This window comes from Methanospirillum sp. (assembly GCF_035406105.1).
Classification (GTDB): domain Archaea; phylum Halobacteriota; class Methanomicrobia; order Methanomicrobiales; family Methanospirillaceae; genus Methanospirillum.
The window spans coordinates 1-21,810 of sequence record NZ_DAONKG010000011.1; the positions used below are offsets into that span (position 1 = coordinate 1).

General features: G+C 47.0%; 18 protein-coding genes. 9 read left to right on the forward strand and 9 right to left on the reverse strand.

Features of this window, described 5'->3' with window-relative positions:
• Positions 1 to 610 (forward strand): metal ABC transporter ATP-binding protein (locus PLA23_RS01170; protein WP_324473660.1); only part of this gene is annotated, 610 nt, incomplete at its 5' end.
• A complete protein-coding gene (locus PLA23_RS01175) occupies positions 607 to 1,440 on the forward strand; it encodes a metal ABC transporter permease (RefSeq protein WP_324328810.1) in 834 nt (277 codons plus the stop codon). The genes PLA23_RS01170 and PLA23_RS01175, both read left to right, overlap by 4 nt.
• A 224-nt stretch (positions 1,441 to 1,664) precedes the next feature.
• Here the strand turns inward: PLA23_RS01175 and PLA23_RS01180 are convergent, their stop codons facing one another.
• The 7 genes from PLA23_RS01180 to PLA23_RS01210 form a co-directional block, all read right to left on the reverse strand.
• On the reverse strand, positions 1,665 to 2,546 hold the full coding sequence (locus tag PLA23_RS01180; protein WP_324328808.1) for a metal ABC transporter substrate-binding protein: 882 nt from the start codon (positions 2,544 to 2,546) through the stop codon (positions 1,665 to 1,667).
• 25 nt (positions 2,547 to 2,571) lie between these two features.
• Positions 2,572 to 3,402, reverse strand: a complete 831-nt coding sequence (locus tag PLA23_RS01185; protein ID WP_324328806.1) for a metal ABC transporter permease — start codon at positions 3,400 to 3,402, stop codon at positions 2,572 to 2,574.
• Positions 3,402 to 4,145 carry a metal ABC transporter ATP-binding protein gene (locus PLA23_RS01190; protein WP_324328805.1) on the reverse strand — a complete coding sequence of 248 codons (744 nt, stop codon included), beginning with the start codon at positions 4,143 to 4,145 and terminating at the stop codon, positions 3,402 to 3,404. The genes PLA23_RS01185 and PLA23_RS01190 overlap by 1 nt, the downstream gene beginning before the upstream one ends.
• Positions 4,142 to 4,585 carry a formylmethanofuran dehydrogenase subunit E family protein gene (locus tag PLA23_RS01195; protein WP_324328803.1) on the reverse strand — a complete coding sequence of 148 codons (444 nt, stop codon included), beginning with the start codon at positions 4,583 to 4,585 and terminating at the stop codon, positions 4,142 to 4,144. Before PLA23_RS01195 ends, PLA23_RS01190 begins: the two co-directional genes overlap by 4 nt.
• Positions 4,586 to 4,740: 155 nt before the next feature.
• Positions 4,741 to 5,211 carry a hypothetical protein gene (locus tag PLA23_RS01200; RefSeq protein WP_324328801.1) on the reverse strand — a complete coding sequence of 157 codons (471 nt, stop codon included), beginning with the start codon at positions 5,209 to 5,211 and terminating at the stop codon, positions 4,741 to 4,743.
• Positions 5,212 to 5,251: 40 nt separating this feature from the next.
• A complete protein-coding gene (locus tag PLA23_RS01205; RefSeq protein ID WP_324473662.1) occupies positions 5,252 to 8,911 on the reverse strand; it encodes an AAA family ATPase in 3,660 nt (1,219 codons plus the stop codon).
• Positions 8,908 to 10,146: an exonuclease SbcCD subunit D C-terminal domain-containing protein gene (locus PLA23_RS01210; RefSeq protein ID WP_324331906.1), complete on the reverse strand. Its 1,239-nt coding sequence runs from the start codon at positions 10,144 to 10,146 to the stop codon at positions 8,908 to 8,910. Before PLA23_RS01210 ends, PLA23_RS01205 begins: the two co-directional genes overlap by 4 nt.
• A gap of 180 nt (positions 10,147 to 10,326) precedes the next feature.
• Here PLA23_RS01210 and PLA23_RS01215 point away from each other — a divergent pair, with 180 nt between their 5' ends.
• From PLA23_RS01215 to PLA23_RS01225, 3 genes are read left to right on the forward strand one after another with little or no spacing between them, the layout of a single operon-like run.
• A complete protein-coding gene (locus PLA23_RS01215; RefSeq protein WP_324473664.1) occupies positions 10,327 to 11,754 on the forward strand; it encodes a tetratricopeptide repeat protein in 1,428 nt (475 codons plus the stop codon).
• 58 nt (positions 11,755 to 11,812) lie between these two features.
• Positions 11,813 to 12,757, forward strand: coding sequence for a tetratricopeptide repeat protein (locus tag PLA23_RS01220; RefSeq protein ID WP_324331935.1), 945 nt, complete (start codon positions 11,813 to 11,815; stop codon positions 12,755 to 12,757).
• Entirely contained in the window at positions 12,754 to 14,688 is a 1,935-nt protein-coding gene (locus PLA23_RS01225) for a clostripain-related cysteine peptidase (protein WP_324473666.1), read from the forward strand. Before PLA23_RS01220 ends, PLA23_RS01225 begins: the two co-directional genes overlap by 4 nt.
• Before the next feature lie 5 nt (positions 14,689 to 14,693).
• On the opposite strand, the gene PLA23_RS01230 is transcribed toward PLA23_RS01225, so the two are convergent.
• Complete coding sequence (locus PLA23_RS01230; RefSeq protein ID WP_324328630.1) at positions 14,694 to 16,028, reverse strand: DJ-1/PfpI family protein; 1,335 nt, start codon at positions 16,026 to 16,028, stop codon at positions 14,694 to 14,696.
• 196 nt (positions 16,029 to 16,224) lie between these two features.
• Between PLA23_RS01230 and PLA23_RS01235 the strand changes: the two genes are divergently transcribed.
• The gene (locus PLA23_RS01235; RefSeq protein ID WP_324473668.1) at positions 16,225 to 17,997 is read left to right on the forward strand and encodes a clostripain-related cysteine peptidase; all 1,773 of its coding nucleotides are present in this window, start codon (positions 16,225 to 16,227) and stop codon (positions 17,995 to 17,997) included.
• A gap of 11 nt (positions 17,998 to 18,008) precedes the next feature.
• Here PLA23_RS01235 and PLA23_RS01240 read toward each other — a convergent pair whose 3' ends face one another.
• Positions 18,009 to 18,785, reverse strand: a complete 777-nt coding sequence (locus tag PLA23_RS01240) for a hypothetical protein (protein ID WP_324328626.1) — start codon at positions 18,783 to 18,785, stop codon at positions 18,009 to 18,011.
• A gap of 90 nt (positions 18,786 to 18,875) precedes the next feature.
• Here PLA23_RS01240 and PLA23_RS01245 point away from each other — a divergent pair, with 90 nt between their 5' ends.
• From PLA23_RS01245 to PLA23_RS01255, 3 genes are all read left to right on the forward strand, one after another.
• Positions 18,876 to 20,594, forward strand: coding sequence for a potassium channel family protein (locus PLA23_RS01245; RefSeq protein ID WP_324473670.1), 1,719 nt, complete (start codon positions 18,876 to 18,878; stop codon positions 20,592 to 20,594).
• A 20-nt stretch (positions 20,595 to 20,614) separates the two neighbouring features.
• Positions 20,615 to 21,478 carry a hypothetical protein gene (locus PLA23_RS01250; RefSeq protein ID WP_324328622.1) on the forward strand — a complete coding sequence of 288 codons (864 nt, stop codon included), beginning with the start codon at positions 20,615 to 20,617 and terminating at the stop codon, positions 21,476 to 21,478.
• A 35-nt stretch (positions 21,479 to 21,513) separates the two neighbouring features.
• The coding region (locus tag PLA23_RS01255; RefSeq protein WP_324473673.1) for a hypothetical protein at positions 21,514 to 21,810 on the forward strand (297 nt) is incomplete at its 3' end.

Sequence of the window (21,810 nt, forward strand, 5' to 3'; positions counted from 1 at the left end):
TGTCCCGTATAGCGGAGAAATCTTTCTCTTTGGAGAGCCGGCATGCCCGAAAACCAGGGCCAAAATCGGGTATGTTCCCCAGTCGCATGCATTTGATTTCTCCTTTCCGATAACGGTTCATGAGATGGTCCTGACCGGGAGAATGGGGAATAAGACCGGATTTATGAGGAGGTACACCCCTGAGGATCACCGTGCTGCACAGCATGCATTATCTCGGCTCTCTGCAGAGAAACTCGGGAACCGTCCGGTGAAAGAACTCTCGGGCGGAGAGCGGCAACGAGCCCTGATTGCACGGGCACTTGCGGGAAATCCCGAGATTCTCATCCTTGACGAACCGACCGTCTATGTTGATACCCCGACCGAAGAGCATTTTTATAATTTGCTCACCTCTCTCTCCAGAGATATCACCATCCTCATGATTACGCATGACATTGGTGTTGTTTCACGCCACGTAAATCGCGTTGCATGTCTGAACCGTCGGTTATTCATGCACGAAAGTGATCAGGTCTCCCCGGAGATGATCGCCCGGACATATGGATGTCCTGTTGACATTATCACCCACGGGGATATCCCCCACCGGGTACTTGAGCGGCATGGAGATGATTCATGATAGAGGCACTTGGGTTTGAATTTTTTCGATCTGCTCTCCTTGCCGGTCTTATAGCATCAGTCATCTGCGGGATCATCGGAAGTTACATAACGGTAAAACATATGATTTCAGTTGCCGGCGGGATTTCCCATGCAGCATTTGGTGGTATCGGCCTTGGGTACCTTCTTGGTATAGATCCACTTGCCGGTGCCTTCTGGTTTACCCTCGGGATTGCAGCCCTTATCTGGGGGCTGGTGGAGCGGGCAAAAGAGCATATTGACACGCTTATTGGTGCTTTCTGGGCCGGGGGGATGGCCTTTGGCATTCTCTGTCTGGCTCTGACTCACGGATATACCCCTGATCTTTTCAGTTATCTGTTTGGGAACATCCTCCTTGTTACACCCGGGAACCTGATGACAATTAGCCTTCTTGGAATATGCATCGTACTGCTCTTTCTCATATTATACCCGGTATTGCAGGCACTGGCATTTGATCCAGAATATGCTGCCATTTCAAACCTCCCCACCCGTGGACTGCATCTTCTGGTTCTCGTTCTGATTGCGGTGTCAGTGGTGGTTCTCATCCAGGTAGCTGGGATTATCCTTGTTATTGCGCTCCTGACACTCCCGGCAGCAATCGTCCGGCCTTTTTCAAAGACACTAAAGGGCATGATGATCGGTGCAACAGCCATAAGCATGCTTCTGACCGCCGGAGGCATCTTCCTCTCCTGGGTCTTTGATATTCCATCAGGCTCTACGATTATTATGCTTGGTGTTGCTTTGTACCTGCTGACAGTGGGGGGAACAGAACTATTTCAGCCGGTCCAACGAGATATGCAAGAAATGTCTTAATAATCACATCAGTTTTTTGAGGTGGGTATGTGATGACCATGCAGGATCGGCAGAACCTGTTTGGGGTGATTTTGGTAATGGTGCTCTCTGAGCAATGATGAATCGGTTGATACTATGTATGTGCGTACTCCCACCTCGGAGAGGTCATCACAGTAGTACGATATTACATTAGGTAATAACCTATATGAAAATTATCTCTATAGAATCAGGAGAAAAAAAAGGAGTTACTGAAGAACCAGGTTCTTGTTGTATGTGAGCACGTCCGGAATCGAGTCAACACCCTCAACTGATTTCGGGAAGTTCGTAAATACGACCCGGTTTGCATAAATTGCCATATCTTCAAGTGCTTCTGCAATTCCCTTCGCCATCTCACCGGACTGCATATTCTCAATCACATACATCTTCCCGCCACCCGGAAGCAGGTCAATTGCATAGAGTTTCGCGGGATCTGCTTTTAAAGATTCTACAACCTTTGCCGGAGTCTTGTTTCCACCAAATGCAAATTCAGGTGCAAAAAAGTCTACCACGTTCAGACCAAGCCATTTCTCTACCGGCTCACGCTGCCATGCCATGACAACTGCGTACTTCTTGGAAAGCAGGCTCTTTTCCTCATCAGTCAGGTTCCCTGCAGCGGCAATCTTTTCCTTGTATGCCTGTGCAGCTTTCTCGTATGCCGTTGCATTGGCTCCATCTGCTGCCTTCAGCCATCCAAGAACGGTGTCTGCAAGTTCCTGCGCTGATTCAGGGGTGTTCCAGGCTGCATCTGGCTTTAAAATCTTCCAATTGGTCTTTCCAAAGCCGTTTGATTCACGGAACTTCTCAATCGCCTGCATGGTTGCAAGATCCATGCTTGAATTGTGAGCTAAAAACAGGTCCGCGGTTTCCAGGTCCTTTGCATTCTTCTGGATAAGGCCGGGGAGAATATCGCCCTGCAGGTGTGGGCATACAGTCGGATCAGCGATGTATACGACATGCACAGCATCGCCACCGATCTCCTGAACCGGATCCCAGAGGACACTGGTGGTGGTCACAACATTCAAGGCCAATGCTCCTGGAATAAGAGCAATGATGATGCCCAGAATAACAAATAATCCTGAATGCCTCATAATTATTACTTACCCATTTTTCGTATTAATGATTATGAAATATAACTCTCCTTTTTGGTGAAATTGCCACAGCACCTATAAAAAGGAGACTGAATAATACCGCAGTGAGAGGACCTACTGGGAGAGCATATACTATTCCACCTACCGCACCGGTCAAACTGATGATAACAGCGATAACCGGTGCCATGATGAACATATTCCTCATGGTGTTACAGAACTGGTAGGCTATAGCGGCAGGGGTGACCAGCCAGACATAGAGCAAAAGGCCCCCGACAATCGGAATGCTCAAGGCTACCATGACTGATATCAGAAACAGGATGCCATAATATACCGGTTTTACCCGGATCCCAGCTATCTCGGCAAGACGCTTATGAAAAATAATTGCTGTTATTTCTTTGTAAAAGATGACAAGGAACATGAAAATGATGCTGGTAATGAGTGCCAGTGCATAGATCTCCTCACGAAAAAGAGAGATGACATTCCCATAGAGGAGTGAACTTGCCTCAAACCCTTTCCCCGTGCCCTGCATCAGTGATATAAAAAAGATAGCTACTGCCATCATAGTACCAAACAGTACCCCAAGCGTGGTATCGGTATGCATTCTCGTTCGGTCACTTAACGGCCCCATAAGAAAGGCAGTCAGAATACTCACAAAAACTGCTGACGGAAGGACAGCGTACCCAAAGAATGCCCCGACTGACCCCCCTGCAAATGCGGCATGGGACATGGTAAATCCGATTGATGAGATGTTCATCTGGGTAATTAATACACTCAATAGAGCACACCCAAGGGAGGCAAAGAGCATCGCCTCCACTGCATGGCACATGACATTATTCGGGATAAGGAATTCAAGCATCAGGCTGCCACCGAAGCAGAGCGGACCAGCTCTCCAACCATCGACGGATGTGTGAGCTGATTGAGAATGATGGAACCATTCTGCATAACGATCACCCTGATGTCCCGGTCAGGAAGGGCATCAAAGGCGTGCGAGACGATGAGAACCGGAATGCCGCTGTCAGCTATCTGACAGAGGAGTCTGCTGACCTCTTCTCTCGTCACCATATCCAGATTACTGAATGGTTCATCAAGCAGGAGAACTTCGGGGTCTTTTGCAAGATTCTGTGCAATAAGTACCTTTTGCTGCTGACCTCCGGAGAGTTTTCCAATCTGGTTCTTCTGCATGAGGGTCAGACCCAGTTGCTGAATGGCCGACCGGACTTTATCCATGTCCTGACTTGTATGCCGCTTCAGCCATCCTATCTTTCCATACCGCCCCATCAGGACGACTTCTTCAACGGTAAATGGGGTGAACGGATGAAAGTCAAAGTTCTGGATAACATACCCTATCTTCTTTCGTGCAGCACACCCGTGTTTTATGACATCATACCCACAGACTTCAACCCTGCCATATATGACCGGAAGCAGTCCGGCGATGGTCTCAAGAAGCGTCGTCTTTCCTGCACCGTTTGGTCCGCCTATCACGACAAATTCGCCAGGTTTTATCCCAAGTGTGATGTCCTTTATAACCGGAAGGTCTGCGCCTTCATAGGTGGTCCAGACTCTCTCAAGATGAATAATTTCGCTGGATCCTCTGCTCATGGGAGGACCTCAACCGTAAAGAGCTGGTCGTCCGCAAGGGTGTACAGCTCAGCAGCATACCGCTCGATCTCAAGTTCATACTCAGGGGTATCCTGTGGAAGCTGTTTGAATGGAAGAGGTTTTAGACGTATTTTTTCTCCGTCAGATGAAAATTCACTGTACACAGTATCTGACTTTATAATCTCGATATTGCCTTTTCCAAGCGTGCATCCACTTCCCAGCTGAATTCCGTCAGCAAGGCATGACTGGGGTGTGCTCCCGGAGCAATAGACGATAGCCTTTAACGCAAATGGATTATCCCCCAGTCTCTGTAATGCATATCGCCCCATCCGGTATCCAAGTACAATAAAAGGTCCCAGATGGCCATGAAATCTGGCAAGTTCGGTAACCGGGTATTCACGGGGGAGTTCCATATACTGGCAGTGTTCATGCCATTTCATAATTAAATATCTAGGTTTGTAACACAAAAAAGGTTTTATTCATATCTATTGAGAACAATCACCGGGTGATATTAAAAGATGCTGCAAAATTGCTAAAATGGAATACAGGTATCCTAGTTATATAAACAATATGAAAAATAAGGATAAAAAAGGAATTAGATACGTGGTCTGATATCTGGCATCTCTTTTTGCGTTATCTCTTTTATTCGCTTTGGTTTCCCTTCTTTGTCATAGAGATACACGGTGTATGTATCCTTGTTGTCTTTCAGGATCACCGGGGTTGAGATCTTATAAAATTTCCCGTCCTGGAAGATCCGGTTTCTCTCATCCCAGTCTACACCGAGCTCAAAATACACATCAAATCTCCCCTGACCAATGCTCTTAATACTGCCATAATCTTCTGCTGGAATGTAGATCGCATACAGCGGGTCTGCATTACCGCCAAGGGTGACGATGACAACGGCGTCACGATCATTCCCGGTATTATCAAAGTTTAAGACGATGTTCCCTGCACTCGGGGGATGACCATACACATAGGACGAGTCTGTGGCCGCTCCGCTTATACCCAGGGGAATGCACCCGAAGAGCAGGAGGAGCATTCCACCATACCACAATGCCTTTACCATACCTGAAAAAGGTTGTCCAGGAAAATAAATGTTTCAGTATTCAGGAGTAATCAGGTAGAAGGATCTTACTCCGTCCGTTTGGTCCTTTTTCGACTGTTATTCTGACAGGGATCCGCTCTTTCAGTGCCGGTACATGGGAGATGACTCCAATGAGTTTTCCCTCCTGCTCAAGACCGGATAATGTCAGGAGAGCGGTCTCAAGCGCCTCACTGTCAAGGGTTCCAAAGCCTTCGTCAAGAAAGAGGGAATCAACCCTGACGTTCTGACTTGCCATACCAGAGAGGCCCAGAGCCAGGGCAAGACTGACCATGAACATCTCTCCACCGGAGAGGTTCCTGACCGACCTTTCAATTCCTCCCTGCCAGGTATCGATGACCTGCATATCAAGGGGAAGATTCCTGTCCTGAACGAGGATATACCGGTCGGTCATCCGGCGCAGATGTTCATTAGCATGGGCAAGAAGAATGCGGAAGGTAAGGCCCTGGGCAAAAACCCGGAATTTCTTCCCATCGGAGGACCCGATCAGGTCAGAGAGCTTGTACCATCGCTCCACCTCACGAGCCTGTCTGTCTCTGGCAGCAATCTTCTCACCAAGATGTCTCATCATCTCGTCATGTCTGGAGAGTTTCTCCTGATTTTTCCCGATTTCAGCAAGATAGTATTCTTTTTGCTCCTGAAATACTCTCAGTTCCTCCTGTATCTCCACAGCGTCTTTAGTCGTGAGATTTTTCTGAACTTCCTCTTCATACCGCTGCTGTGCCCGTTTCATATGCTCATCTATCTTTGTCTGGTCGGCCTTTAGTTCATCCCATCTCTTTTGCAGCTTTGTAAACTCTTCCGGAGACATCCGGGCGGCGATATAGGCCGATTCATCTGCAAATCCAGCCTCCCTGATCCGAGTCAAAAATTCGGTCAGGTGTTTTTCCAGATCACATTGTGTGGTGAGAATCCGCTTCTCAAGATCAAGACGCAGGCTATCGAGTGAATGTATTCGGTTCACGAGTTGATTTCTCTCGTTCTGTTTTGCATCCCGTATCTCCCTGGCCTTTGTTACGGTATCAGAAAGCCGTTTTTCTTCGCTCTCTGGATCTTTCTCTCCATACTTATGCTTTCGTTCATTGCGTAAAGTAAGGAGTATGCCCTCTTTTTCCCTGATTCGCACGGATAGTCTGGTGATCTCATCAGTCTTTTCTGAGATCTTACCTTGGATCTCGCTGATTTCAGTTTTTATGATTGCCAGCTGATCATCACATGACTTTATCCGGTCCTCTTCCTCCTGATATTTTTTCTGCCGGTTCTGCAGACTTTGGAGGACTGCCGCAGTATTGGTCTCCCGGGTGATTATATATCCAAGATCTTCAAGAACCGGTTTGATTTCTTCAAGGTAGCGATCAACCCTCGTCTCACATGCCGATATTTTGGCTTTTTGTTCCTCTCTTATCTTCTGCATGGAGGCTGTCTCGTACTCCTTCTCCAGGCATTCCTGCTCAAGGGTAATCAGGAGTTCCCTGGCCTTTGAAATTACCTGTGTTTGCTTTCGTATCTGTTCCTCGCACACCTCAGCATCATGAATTCTTGTATCAAGGGACCGGAGTTCAGATGCCATCGCATTCATATGTGTGATGAGTGATTTTTCATCAGTCTTTGGGTTGATTCCCAGGGTATCTGTCCCCTCGTTCCATGTCACCTGAAGAGCCGCACGCTTTGTTTCACAATCTGTGATATCCTCCCGACACCTCCTGATTTCCTCTTCCTTTTGTGCGATTGCTGCTGATATGGCTGTCAGTCGCCGGTTCAGGTCCTGAATTCTCTTCTCTTCCTCCGCAAGTTCCCGCATGACCTCATCCGGCTGTATCTTAATACCTGATGCATACGGGTGTTGAAGCGATCCACAAAGGGGACAGGGTTCTCCGTCTCGTAACAGCTCCCGCTCCCTGCTAAGGTCCCTGACCTTTGCAGCAAGAACTGCATTGGTTCGTTTTATATTCAGAATTTCCTGACGCTGCCTGAGATCTGATTCGATCCCTTCTTTTTCATATTCTGATGCCTGGAGAAAATGAGTCAGATCATCCTGTTTCTGTATGAGATTTTCAAGTTTTGCAGATATCTCTGTTATGTTTGTGGATACATCTCCAAGTTGGCTCAGCTGGTCTTTGCGGATTCGTAACTCATCCCGGCTTTTCCGAAGGTCTGGAAGAGACGACCCTGAAAGGATGGTTGTGAGCGTTTGTTCGAACTTTTGTTGTTCTTCCTCTTTCTTAAGAAGCAGGTCCTTTTGCTCATCCTTCTTCCTTCGATACGCGTCAAGGTCCAGTTTCAGTTTCTGAAGTTGTTCTTTCTGCCTGATGCACTCTTGCTTTTCCTTGCCGATAGTACTGAGTTCTTCCTCTATCAGTTTTATTTTCTGCTCAATTCCTGAATAGAGATCCCTGATGGTGGCATCGGATGCATGCTGACTGATATAATATGCAGCCTTGCTTTTATCATTCAGGATCTCCTGTTCCCGTTTCTTTGCCTGATCCTGATTCGTGATGTAGGTCTTCAGGAGGTTTTGAAGACCTTTCAATTCTTCATTCCATTGTATCGCTTCTGCCTCCTCCTTCTTGATTGCATCATCAAGTGCCCTAATTGTGTGGATAAGGGCAATTCCATCGTCGCGTTCTTTTTCTGCCTGTTCCACCCTGGCGAGGGCAGTTTGCACCGCTGCTTCAATATCAGGAAGGGTTTTTTGCAGGATTTCCAACTCAACGGTCGTCTGATCCTTCTTTTCTGTATCCATCCTCACGGTTTTTCGCTGTACTATGAGTGAAGCATACAACCCCTCGAATGTGGCTGCTTTCTGTGCTGCTACCAGTGCTTCTCGTGAGGGTTCGAATGCAGCTTTTTTTTCTGCCAGGCGGAGTGCATCTATCTCAAGGTCTCCTATCTCACGTCTGATTGTTTGAAGCGTCTCAATCCACCGAAGAGCACCACTGGTTCGTGTGATTTCCGCGTCCTTTTCAGCGATGGATCTTTTCAGTTCCTCTATCTCCTGCCTGATATGCTCTATTTCCTCCGGGGAGAGGACCGAGATAATGTCAAGTTCCCGGTTCTGTTGTTCGAGCAGATTTTTTTCTTGTGTGTATCGTTCATGTGTTTTTTTGGAGAGTTTTGAGTAGATGTCAGTTCCCGTGATATGTTCCAGAATCGGGGCTCTGTCATCTTCAGATGCTGAAAGAAATGTGGTAAATTCCCCCTGGGCTAAAAGAATTGATTTGGTAAACTGATCATAGTCCATACCGGTTACTTCTTTGACGATATCCCTGACCTGCTGTATCTTTGAAGCAAGAATCTCTCCGGTATCGGCATTGCTGATCTCATGCTGTGGTGCCTGAAGTTCCCCATCAGGCTTATTTCTGGCTCTTCTCTGGTTCCAGTGGCAGATAAATCTCCCTTTCTGGGACTCAAACACCACTTCAGCCGAGCATTCACCGGTGTGCCGGGTCATGATGTGATTACTCGCTTTGGTAACCTTGTCAAGCCGGGGGGTTCTGCCATACAGTGCCAGGCAGATAGCGTCAAGGATGGTTGTCTTTCCTGATCCGGTCGGTCCTGTGATCACAAAGATACCGGATGACGTGAATGCAGGATTTGTAAAATCTATTTCCCATGTTCCGGCGAGAGAATTCAGATTTGAAAATTTCAATTTCAGAATCTTCATCGCTGGTACTCCGCAGTCATGTCTTCTTCCAGAACCAACCTGTAAATCTCCCGAAATGATGCAAGCAGTTCATCGCGATCATCACCGGTGATCTGGGCAGCATCCATCCGCCTCATAAACACATCTTCGGGCGAGAGCTCAGCAAGCGATTCCTCAGGATGGGATGGATGGAGAACCTGGCCTGGCAGGCGGTACGGTCTGACCCGCAGTACTTCTACTCGTGTTCCTTCGCAAAATGACTGAAATCTCTCATGTGCATCCGGAATTTTCTGGGAATCCTGCAAAAGTACCTCAACAAGAACCGGTACTGATTCCGTCTTCATGCAATCCAGGTTATGCATTACCTCATCAAGCGTTCCGGCTATTCTTGAGAGACGATGAAATACCGGGACCGGAATCTCCCGGATCGACATGGTTCGCGAATCATGAACATCAAGCATCAGGACCGATTTGGTCTGACCCGCCTCTCCAAATCCCATTCCTAATGGCGCACCACTATACCGTATCCGATCACTGCCACAGACTCTTTGTGGGAGATGCAGATGACCAAGTGCCAGGTAATCGATGCAGGGGGGAAAGGCATCAGCCCCGACACAGGCGAGTGTTCCAAGGTAGAGATTCCTGCTGCCGTCATCTTCCCTCGTCATCCCCCCCGCAGCAAACAGGTGACCGGTTGCGATGATCGGGATTGGCCCGATCTTTTCCCGCATCATCTCTGCACATCTGCCGATGGCATGGTATTGTGCCTTGATACCGGCAAGCAGATTCGCCGTCTTCTCTTCCGGACTCTCCCCAGCCTGGGTGGTCCTGACATCCCGGTCCCGAAGATATGGTACCGGACAGACAATCAGCTCCGGCATGCCATCCTGGTCATTGAACACCAGCACCATCTCCTCCGGTTTTTTTGGAGCACTTCCGATAACGGTAATATTGAGGTATTTGCAGAGTTCTCTGGGTGCAGCGATAAGCGAGGGAGAGTCATGGTTCCCGGCGGTAATGACAATATGCCTGCAGGAGGATGTTGACGCCCTGGCAAGGAACTGGTAATATTGTTCCAGGGATCGATTTGGAGGGGTGGTTGTATCAAAAATGTCTCCTGCAACGATGAGGACATCAACCCCTTCCCGGTTCATAAGGGACAACAGCCATGAGAGAAATTGTTCATGCTCTTCGTATCGTTTTCGTCCGCAGATCTGACTACCCAGATGCCAGTCTGAGGTATGCAGAATCTTCATTGTGTTTTCTCCCAATGATATGCCATGATGACGTATTCCCGAAAGACCATTCTAGAAAGAGTTGGACAGAAAAGGGTAATATGAGATTCGAAATTATATGCATGTGGTTTTTATTGTATGTCTGGCTCCCTGTCTGCCTGATTACCCATAATTATAAGCTCTTTGATGTAAGATTACCGTATGAGATCCTATTCTCATCTTTTGGTAATTATCATCGGGATGGTCCTTGTCCTGATGACCGGTAGTATTTGTACCGCTGAAGAAATTCCGTATCTGACCTACAATGACACAACCGCCGGGTTTTCTTTTACGTATCCGGAAGGTGCGTCACTTGTCTATGCTGCTGATGCAGATACGAGGGAGATTTCTGTTCTGACCCCGGCAAATGCCACGATGATTACCATAGTGACCCGTAAAACGAAGCAGAGTCTTGAAAACCTGACATCAGACCTTGTATCATCAGTAAACCTTCTCCCTGAGGGGTCTGTGATATCAAGCGGGCCCGGAGTTCTTGGAGATGCAGATGCCTTCTTTATTGATTACCAGTGGGTCAGGAATGACACTCCCGTCAGGACATACACGATTACAACCGTAAAAGACGGCAGATGGTTCTCTGCGATCTATGAAAACCGCGCAGAGCAGTATGAGGAGGAAAAAGCGGTAATCGATCCGATGATTGAGTCCTTTACGTTTATTGAGCGTGATACTGAAGAAAAGAACTATCCCGGGTACTCCTATTATCCGGGTATGGTGTATGACGTCTTTGGTATGCCGATGTATGATGATACTGAGGATTTCTGGACCCCCTATTCATATGGCTGGGATGGTTCAACCGGGTATCAGCTCCCCTATCAGATGACTGGTCAGTTCCCCCAGTATACCGGATATAATCCCTATGGCTCCTATTACCCGCAGTATCAGCAGTACCCACAACCGACTGTAATGCCGACGCAGGGAATGATGGCAGGGTATACCTCAATGCCAACTCTCCGACCGACGATGATGCCAACCATCCAACCATATCAGACACCAATCACAGTCCCGGTCAGTTCAGGGGGCGAATTAGATCAATTAATCAATGATGGACTGGACTATCTGACGAAAAAGCAGTACAACCAGGCTGAACAGAATTTCAAGGCTGCTTTACAGATAGACTCATCTGATTTCCGCGCCTTGTACGGCTATGCAAAAGTGCTCTTTCAGGGATATGACGGCCGCGAAGAAGAGGCCCTGGAGCAGATAAAGTATGCCATATCTGCTGCAACCGGTTCAGCGTCGGATAATCAGATGGCAACGTTGTACACACTCAAAACACAGATTGAATGGTATCTGAAGCATTATCAGGATGCCCTGCAATCCATAGAATTCGTCATTACCCATGATGATCCACAGTATCTGGCTTCTGATTATTATATAAAGGCAAAGATTCTCTATGAAAGCGGGGCTCCGGTTCAGGATGCTCTGGCAGCAGCACAAAAAGCCGTGTCTCTTGAACCGGATAATGCAGACTACTCCAAATTTCTAAGTGAATTAAAACAAGTATCCGGTCAGTCCGGGAGTGCCTCAGTGTATCCGGAGGTAACCCCGGTTCCGACATGCACCCCATAGAAATTCAATTTTTCGAAATTTTTATCCTGTCTGATTCCAACTCCTCATAGGTGTCACAATGTCACGACCACCCTCTTTGTTTCTGCGAACCGCCTTTTTCCTCTGGTGTTGTTTTTCTCTGCTGTGTATTACCCCTGTCCTGGGTGAGAACACCTCCACACCGGGGAGTATTGATAAAGGTCTTTTTACCGGAGTTCTCAATACCCTGACTACCGAAACGTTTGGAAATGGTACATCGGCTGAGTCCCTCATTACGGAGGGTGAGCGCCTGCTCCAAAATGGTTCCTTTCCAGAGGCTGCCAGGGTATTTGGTGAGGTTCTTGATACATATCCCGATTCTTTCGAAGGCTGGCTGGGACTGGCACGGGCACAATCAGGATCAGGAGATCAGGAGCAGGCACTTGCATCAATAGACGAGTTCCTCTTTTTACATCCGGATGCATGGCAGGGGTATATATTGCAGGGAACCATCCTGACATCCTTGTCCCGTTATCCAGAGGCAGTTGCAAGTTACGAGAAAGGACTGCTGCTCAATGACACCGATCCGTTTGCATGGGCCGGATATGGAACAGCACTCTATGGAAATGGATCATATGAAAAGGCACGTGATGCCTGCCAGAAAAGTCTGAATCTGCTCCCCGGAACCCCTTCGGCGCATTATTGGGAGGGCAGGAGCAGATTCAGGCTGGGTGATAAAGCCGGGGCTTTAAAAAGCCTTAATATGGCAGTATCTGCCGATCCCTATTTTATTGAGGCATATCTTGCCATATCTGATCTGTATGAAAAGTCAGAAAACCTAAAGAATGCTGTCCAGATCATCACCGACGGTATTGAGAAAAATCCCTCCTCATATGAGCTCTGGAAGAGGAAAGGTATTCTGCTTGAGGAGATGAACCGCACAAACGAAGCTCAGGATGCCTATCAGGAGGCACTTCGCATCAATCCGGATGATGGAGATATCAGGGAGCGGCTTTCGGCAATAACCGGTGGTTTTGTCATATGAAAAAACCATCCCTTTACTCTCTCTTTTTTCTGGTTCTGCTGATTACAGTGATTCTATCCGGTCCAATCGGTTTTGCCGGTGCAGAATCTGGTACCGGTCCGTCCAATAAGAACGTGACGCTTCTTGCCTGTTATCTGGTGGGTAATGACATTGAGTCTGAAAACCGTCTTGGAGACTATGGATTTATCAGCCAGAATCTTCTTGATATGCGGAAGGGATATGGGGACGGGAATCCTGACCTTACGGTTATCATCGCATATGGCGGAGCAGACAAGGAGGGATGGCGGGGGATGCGGGTGTATTCCCTTGCTGATGCAACCGCTGATTATCGTGATAATGGCCGGTATAACTCATGGGATACCTACACCCGGGTGTATCCTGATTCAAATATGGGCACAAAGGAGTCATTTCAGGAATTTTTATCACTCCTCGAGCCGTGGAAAGATGCTGAACGAAAATATCTGATCATGAGTGGTCACGGAGCGGCATATAAAGGAGCATTCCCTGATGAGAATTATGATACCGGTAATATCCCGCTTACAGACATAAAAGCAGCTCTGACAGAATCAGGAATTCATTTTGATCTGATCGGTCTTGATACCTGTCTGATGGGAACGATTGAGGTTGCCAGTGCTTTATCAGGGCATGCACGGTATTTGCTTGCATCTGAAGAGACAGAGCCCTCCTCTGGATGGAATTACACCATCATAGCCAGTGAACTGGTGCAAAACCCCTCCATGGATCCGAAAGAGTATGGAATCTCCATTATCGATGGCTATATAAGGCCAGAGATACAGGACAGTCCTGCAACCCTTTCCCTTATCGATCTGAATGCAATACCTGACGTGATCTCCTCACTCGATCAGTTTGCCGGTGAATTGAAACAGGTTTATGCAAATCCTCAGGGGAGAAAAGCGATAGAGGGAATACTTGCAAACTCAGGTGAATTCGGTCTGCAGATGTATATGGATCTTGAGTCTGACAAGCGTCTGTTTATCTCCTATACGCTTGATCTCATCACCTTTGCCAGGGATATCAGGAGGACAATTCCAAACCTGCAAACAAGCAGTGATGCCCTGATACAATCAGTATCCCGGGCAGTTGTTCATCATACCGGGCAGAAACGGTCCTATGCACATGGTCTCTCCATCTTCTCTCCGGTTCATAAAGAGGTAATCCTTGAGCATATCTTTGAATATTCTCCGGTTATTGCGGTTTCAGAAGAATGGTACTCATTTCTGATCCAGTTCTTCAGATCTGTCCTTTCTGACAGGGAGGAGCCTGTTTTTACGGTATCAGAAACAGGAACAGAAGTCAGTGATGAAGGATATGCCATGGTACAGATAGAATTTGTACGTCATACGCCGGATTATGATGTCCTGCTTGGAGCAGAACCGGCCTATACAACCCCATCCGGGAAGTATGTTCTCCCGGACTGGGATGGGAAAGCATTTCATCTCAAGGATCCAAAGACCGGAAAAGTGCAAATCATACCGGTCTTCTTCCAGCGTTCAGTAGATACCCATACAGAAGAGTATTTTGCATTTGCACGGGTCTCAAAAGAGGATGATCCTGAGGAGCCATGGCTGTGTATTGATATCTTCTTTGATAGCAATACCGGCAGGACTACGATGTACTTTGTGTATCTTGGGCCTGATGAGGAGAATGTTCTGACGATTGCCCGTTCTGGGAGATTATATCCTCTCTCGGCCATGAATACAATCAGTATCACACCATATGCACTTGTTTCGTATCCAAATGGAAAGAGAACCTGGATGCCGGTGTCGTCCCGGCCTTTTCAATTGCATGATACCATCACCACCAGTTATGAGAGAGTAGCATGTGGTGAGTACGACTATTTCCTGGTTGCAACCGATATGCATGGCAACCGGGTGGTGGGAGAGAAAAAGAGGGTGTCGATTCCCTGCTGATGCAATCAGGGAATTTGTATCTCTTTCTCTATCAGGATACTTTTATCTTTTCCAAAAAGGGTCAGATATGCCGTGATACCTTTTGGGGCATCCACACTGATAAGCACTTCATAGCAGCCTGAACCATCAACGTGTTCCTCATCATACGCAAGGCTTGAACTCTCATCACCGTGTGTTTTTAAGATGTCTAATATCCCTTTTCCAACTCCGTTTCCTTCAATACAGGCACGAAGGGTGAGATCTTCCCAGCTTACCTCTGCTATCCTGATATCATCAAAGAGAAGGGCAACTGAATTTTTCACGCTGCTGTTTGTATTGTTCACTTCAATCGTCCAGTTACGGAGAGTCCTGTTAGATTCATTGTACTCATTCGAATTCTGGTACACATCCTTAAACGTGATATCCTGAATCATCTCCTCAATCGGGACGGTATTGGTGGAAAAATCCCGCTTTGCCCCAAGCAGGGTGGAATCGATGGAAACCACCGACCCGTAGGGTATGGATAGTCCGGTAAACTGTTCATACAGCAGGCAGACATTATTCTCTGGTGAGATGATCAGTACCCAGTCCCCCCGTACCGGAATATCGAGCGTGGTATTAAAACTGGGAATGGAAAATGGCTCGCCTGCCCATTCATCACTGATATTTGCATCCCTGATACCAGACACAACAGGAGAGGTGAGACGTTCCGGGATGACATATACGGATCTTCCATTGTCCTGGTCACCAAGATATAAAACTCCGTGTTGATTCGTAATTTCCCTGGCCACAATCTCCCTGATGATGACCTCAATCCAGGTCTTTGCCATATCTGATCCCCGTGCAGTGATGACGGTATCGGTGATCACTCCCTCTGACATGTTTGGAATGGCACCGGATTTCTCCAAATATTCACGGCTTTTGTTATCAGGCAGCGAGACCATAACCCCGGTAAGTACCCCCGCATGTGCAAGGACAAGCGTTCCGTTTCCAATTCCTGCACAGAGTGATCTGTTCCCGGCGGCCTGTTGGAGGATGCGGGTCACGGGTTCAGAGTTCATGAGCGAACTCATGTCCTCTCCCCCGATGACAATGATGGCCGTCGTATTAAGGATCCTATCAGAGACCGTCTCAAGGGGTTGCACCTCTTTGTCTGATATCACCTGGCCGGGGGAAGGACCTGTCAGAGTCCAGGAGATATCATAGGTGGTGAGCTCACGAGCTGCGGTATTCAATGACTGTTCATCCCAACCTGCAGATGGAATGACTAAAACTGCCTCCAGAGCCGGATCTGTTTGTTCTGATGCCATACACTGACTGGAAAGCAGAATGATGATTATTAATATCAGGATTTTTTTCATGGATCACTGACCTCATCCGTTCTCAAAAGGAAGAAATAATAGTATAATGACATATTGATTGATGAATGTTATGCCCTTCTTTTTACGGTTTTTTCCTCGCATCATTTCACTTCTTTTTTTGATTCTGTTTGCTACTTCTTTCACATCTCTAGCAGATACTCAGCCACATACTCCGACAACACGGATTGCCATTTACATGGTCGGCAGTGATCTGGAATCTGAGTCACATCTTGGTACCGAGGAGATAAAAGAGATATTATCCGGTTTTTCTGAAAACTCAGGTCATATTGATCTCCAGGTTGCATATGGTGGTGCACGAAGTATGGGATGGGCAGGGATGACCATAGCAGGAAGGGAGGATCTTGAGCAGGACTCTGCTGACGGTGTCATCGGAAATGGCCAGTATTATGGAGAGAGAGAGCCTGGACTGAATATGGGAGATACAAAAGGGCTTACCGCCTTTATCAGCTATTTGAACACGCTCCCACCATCTGACCGGAATATCCTCATCTTCTGGGATCATGGAGCATCATATGACGGATTGTGCTTTGATGAGAACCATAACTGGGACCAGCTGACAATGCAGGAGATACGTGACGCACTTCATACATCTTCAACATCATGGGACCTTATCGGCATGGATGCCTGTCTCATGGGTTCGCTTGAGGTTATGCGGGCCGTTCATCCGTTCGGCCGCCTTCTCCTCGTCTCGGAAGAGGTTGAGCCAGGTCATGGTTGGGATTATGAGACCCCTATCAGGGCCCTCTCTGAAAATCCTCATATCCCTATAGAAGAATGGGGCAGATTGGTGATTGACTCATACATGGACAATCCTCATCATGAGCCGATGAAAAAAACTCTTTCCCTTATCAACATGACCAGGTTTCATGAACTGGATGAAAAGCTTGCCCTCCTGGGGTCCTCCCTAGAGGGACAAATGGATCAAAAACCGGTTTATGAAGGGATAGGTGCCTCCTTTTATAATACCCAACGGTATGGGTATGATCCCAGGATGGATACCGAAGTCTCGGTTGATCTTGGGGATCTGTCAGATAATCTGGGCACCTATGTTAAAGATGCATCAGATCTCACAACCAAAGTAAAAGAGGTAATTGACAGTGTTGTGATATACCAGCGAAATGACGGCTCAAGACCGAAATCGACCGGTATCTCCACACTTTCACCCCGAAACAAACATGTTGATGATCTCCCCCTGTCATCTGATGGCATTCAAAACAACGCAACCTGGATCTCATTTATTCGCGATTATATCATGTATATTTCATCAGACTCGAGTAAACCTGATATAAAATATCTCGGCAATGGATCATTTGACATTACTGACGATCAGGGGATTCAGATGGTGAAGGTCGCGACCGACTGGATGCCTGATGTCACCAATTTTTCTCATTCATTCGGGATTAAGGATGATCCGGTCTATCCAGACACCCAGGGAATGTATATACCAAATCCAGATGACAAGACATTTTATATGGTGGATACCGGCTCAGGAGAGCGGTCATACTTTTTCAATACCTATTATGGGAATGATGTTAATGGGACTGAACTCTATTTTGGTTATGTAAACATTACTCGTGGATCAAAGACCAGGGAGACAGCAATAAATATCATGCGGCATCAGGATGGGACTATCCAATATGCCCTCTTTCCCTATGAAATCAATCCCTCGACCGGTGAGTATCTGTTTTCACGGATTCCCCTCACCGTGCGCACCGGAGATATCATTACCCCGGTGATTGTGGAGCGGTTTTTAGGAGATAAACCACGATGGCAGTATACCCCGCTCACTCCTCTGGTAATTACCAAAGATCTGGAAATTATACGGGATCGGCTCCCGTATGGTGCATACTTCCCGTCCCTTTGGGCATATGACTACAATATGAATTATGATTATTATCCCATGGATGTTCTTCGGTTCCCAAATAATGCAACACTGGCATCTCCATAAAAACTGACAATCTATTTCTTTTTCTCAAGCCCTGCCCAGTACGTATAATAAAAGTCATCACCGTTCACAGCCCTGGTCACCATAAGGTAGGGCCCTGGCTCAGGGTTATCGATCACGATCATTTCCGCAATATAATTCTCGATCCCCTGAGACCAGCAGTCCTGACAATCATTGGTTGCATTATAGGTAAATGCATCATATGAACCGGGCAGATCTGTCCCTTTCTGAACATATAAGTCCAGATTTGTGCCTTCGCTGGATTCGGTCATGAATATCACCCGTTCAAGATCCGGTGGTATAGTGGTTTCAAAAACTTTTTGGGTCTGGTTTTCAATTATTCCCATGTCAACCTGATTGTGATAGATATACAAAACCAGAATCTCCGCCTCTCCTCCTGATTCATTCGTGGAAAAATACAGGGGGTATCGTCCGGGATCAAGGATAAGGTACTCACTACTGATATTTTTCATGGTCAGAATCCGGGGATATCCGGTCTGAATATTGGTAAAAACCTCAGGTATGATGTAATTTTCAGTCCCTTCTCCTCCGGTCAGGTTCCATTCGGTCCCATTCTCTCCCCATGCATACACTCTGACAAACCCGGTTTCACTGTCACGGATATCAAGATCAATGGTAAGGGGTTTTTCAGGAGTGACTTCTCCGGTCAGATGGGTTGAATAGATCGGACGAAAGAGATCTGATTCAGGAGTAAAGACCGGGTGTTCTGCTCCGGTCGCAACCAGGATGAGAGCAAGAAAGATGAAGAGTGACAGAATATGGGATCTCACATCCCTCTATTGGATCGCCTGATTGTATAGGTATTTCTCTTTTCCTATGACGGGGGTATATATGGTTTCAAATCAGATTTCAAACAGGCCATGATACGAACGATGAGACGTCTGCTCCGAAAGATCCAGTCTTCGTATGAGAAACAGGTTCTTTTCTCGCTCGTTCTTTTTTCGGGTGTCATTCTTCTCTGGACCATGTTGTTTTATTCTCTCCATAACTCCTATGAGGCAAAAAAAATCAGTCCCATAGAGGCCCTCATCTTTGTCGTGGAGACGGTAACAACGACCGGATATGGTGAATTGCTTCCATTCTCCCATGATCTCCTCTGGGGATTTGTCCTTGTTATGATGATATCTGGTGTGGTTATGTTTCTCATGCTCGTCAATCTCTTTCTGACTCCCATTATTCAGAACAAGGTGCATCCTGTTCCGCCGACCACACTCAGTTATCCCTGTGCAGACCATGTTGTCATATTTGGATATAATCCGGTGATTGTAGAGGTTTTGGAGCATATGCACTGTCTTGGTGTTGATATCGTTCTGATTGAAGAGGATGAGAAAAAGGCTCTTAGGGAGGCAGTTACCCTCCCCGGTCTTGTTCAGGTAATTTATGGCAGGTTTGATGAAGAGAAAACCTGGAATAATGCAGGCGTTTCTGACTGTCGGTATATCCTCTTCTGTCTTGAGGACATGATCTCTGCCGAGGTACTTCTGGGACTGCGTAAGTTGACACATGCCCGGGTTATTGTGATCACCACCGGTCATGATTCGGATCAGTATCTTACCCTCTGCGGTGCTGATGTTCTGGTCCATTCAAAGGATATTGTCGGAACGCTGACTGCAAGGCACGCCCTCCTTGGGGTGGAGCCTGACACTCTCGCAACAAATCCTGTGATGGAGAAGATTTTACAGGAAACCTCCTCTGCCATTGGTACATGCAGGTTTGTCAGAATTCCTGTTATTCCCGGGAGTATGGCAGAAGGGAAAACAATCTCATCGCTTCGGTTCGAGACAGACTATCACTTCAGGCTGATTTACCTTATCAGAAAGGGTGAGGTGATCCTTTCACCTCCTGGTGACATGATCATTGACCGGTCTATGGTTCTGTATCTCATTGGACCAGGGAATGGATTATTTAAACTGGTCAGCGGGGCATTTCTTGCGAGGAGTGATGCTGAAAATCTCGCGATCATCGGAGGGCTTGGAACGATGGGAGCGGTGATTGCACGTGATTTTATACAGCTTGGGCTGTCATGTGTGACCATAGACCGGAATCCGAAGGCCGGGGCTGATGTCACCGGGGAGATTCGTTCTGCTCTCACAAATGCTCGTGAAATCGTACATTCGGCACGTTTCTTCCTTGCAGTCACACAGGATGACCGGGAAAACCTCTTTAGCACGCTCATGGTGAGACATGAAAACCCTGACATTTGTATCTTCTCACGATGCTCACGACCTGAACTGATCCCCCGGTTGTATGAGGCCGGTGCGGATTATGTTGTGTATATCCCGACCATCATAGCTCAGGCAGTCTGCCGGATGATGCTTTACCATAATGCCCAGATTCTTCACTCAATCGACCATTCCTGGCATATTGCCGCACTCCAGGTAACCAGCCGGCGAGTGACTGATGCTGGTTCACTTCGGAAAAAAACACAGGTTTCTATTCTGGCACGTGACCGGAAGGGCTATGTGATGTTTCATCTCTCCGACAAAGAAGAGATATGTGAGAGTGACTGTCTCTACCTGATGGGGACACAGATGCAGATTCAAAAGGCAATTAAAAAACTCTCATACGATCCACAATAAAACACAATACTGATTACCGTATGAAAATCCCTGCTTATATGAAGGAACACCCGGTATTAAAACTCATACTCGGGTTAGTCGTCTTCTGTTTTACGATCTCAGCTCTTTTATATCTCTCCTATACAAGTTCCTTTTATCCAGAGAACCTCGACTATATCGGTATTTATTCCGAAAAATCAGATAATGCTGAGTATTTTTTAGGGCTGTATCCCCTCATTGAGCAAAAGACCATGGGGATTGTGATAACTGAATGGAAAGATTACAAAAATCAGTCCAGGTGCCTGATGGTGGTGCCTGATTCTGCTGAAAATATCTCTCTTCTGCAGATGCCCGAACGCGAAGGGATTGTCTATCCTGACAAGATTGCTGAGAGTACTGATACGATCCGGATCCCCTATGAGCAGTATGAGAATCTGAGTCGTGTAAAGGAGATGGGGGGTGTTCTGGTAATAAAGCCTGATATAATCGAGCGGTATTACGGGGTCGAGATATTTGTTCCCGGGTGGATACACCAGACCTCTCTCTCACAAGTCTCAGTCGTTATTCCCCTGTATGCAATGGGAAATGAACAGATAGCCGGGGTGACACAGGTGACCAGGTATAAAATCCAGGTCTCACTCCCGAAAAATTATGAACTGATAAATTCTGCTCCAAAACCGACCAGATTTAAAGTCACGGGTAATAATCTGGCAGTATACCAGTTTGATGTTAATGCATCGGAGAGTGACCTGATGCTGACCCTTGAAAACCGGCTTATTACCCGGGACATGAATAATATCCGTGTCATGCTCGGAACGCTACTTGGGTTTTCGACGATGTTTTCCATCACCAATACCATTGAGATCCTTGCGAGAAAGAAAGAGATTTTCAAGAACAAAGGATAGAATATTTTTTTATCTTGTGCTCCCATTCTGATTATATGGGCAATGGTTTGGCTCTCCAGAGATCCCTGGTGATTATCTGTTTTTCAGCATTTTTTGTTGTATCTGCTCCCGGTATGGCAGCTCCGATGCTGGTATCAGGCGTTGAAAATCCCCTTCCGGTGTTCATCCCTGATCTCCTGACCGCCCCTGCCCCGTCATGGGTCACTGAAGGGGTCCGTTTCTCGTATAACACGATGGTCTCCTATGGCGGGGCTGAGGTGAATCCGTTTGGATTTGCGATGCCAAGTGAGAATGCAGGAACCGGATCCGGCATCACACAACTGACGGTTGTC